The organism is Paeniglutamicibacter sp. GQ140 (genome assembly GCF_059759235.1).
Window position 1 is genome coordinate 1 of record NZ_JCAXDW010000033.1, and the last position, 756, is coordinate 756.

At 66.8% G+C, this 756-nt stretch carries 1 protein-coding gene; it reads right to left on the minus strand.

Annotated features, from left to right (window positions below; genetic code table 11):
- Positions 1 to 483, minus strand: a 483-nt coding sequence (locus AC6CHY_RS19945) for a M23 family metallopeptidase (protein ID WP_498228062.1), incomplete at its 3' end; no start/stop codon positions are given.
- Between the last annotated feature and the right edge of the window lie 273 nt (positions 484 to 756).

Consider the following 756-nt stretch of genomic DNA (forward strand, 5'->3'; position numbering starts at 1 on the left):
CGACTGGACGACCACCCCGTCCGCCGCCGCATACACCGGGGAACCGCAGGGCAGGCCGTAGTCCTGTCCGATGTGGATCTGCGTCCCCGGACCGGTCGGGTTGTTCCGCCAGCCATACGGGCTGGTGATGTGCAGGGAGGCAACCGGGTGGATCAATTGGATGCCTCCGGGCAGGACTCCCAACGCCCCCACGCTCTGTCCGACGAGCCGTCCGGTGAATTGACCGGCCTCCCCGCCGGAGCCGATCGCGCTGCCTGGGCCGGATGCATCTGCGACTTGGACGCCTTCCGCGGCGCTGGTGATGTTTTCCATCTCCCAGGCAATGGCGTCGACACCGCTGAGCAACGAGACCTCGACCGGCCGGCGATAGGCAGCCGTATCGACATCCAGCGGGGAGAAGGCCACGGGAACGGAATCAATCTGGCGCCCGGCCAGGGTCGGCGCACCGGAAACCACGAGTGCGGCCACGACCGTGATCCCCACGGCAGCGGACCTGCCGACCTGCGGTTGTCTATGCCTCTTGCGCGGCCTGGGCGACGGGAGCGGGTGGTTGATGTGATGCTTTTTCACCAGTGGCCCTCTCCGTTCCCAGTGTCGACACCATGGCCATTCCCGGCGCGCGGGTTTGGCGTCGCTTCGCAGGGCGACCGGCGTGTACCAAGCCGGACCCGTATCATTCACGCTAACCGACCGGCCCCGGGGATAGAAGGGCTATTCGCCAGACGTTCGGCTTTCTAGCTGGACGGCTACCAGCGA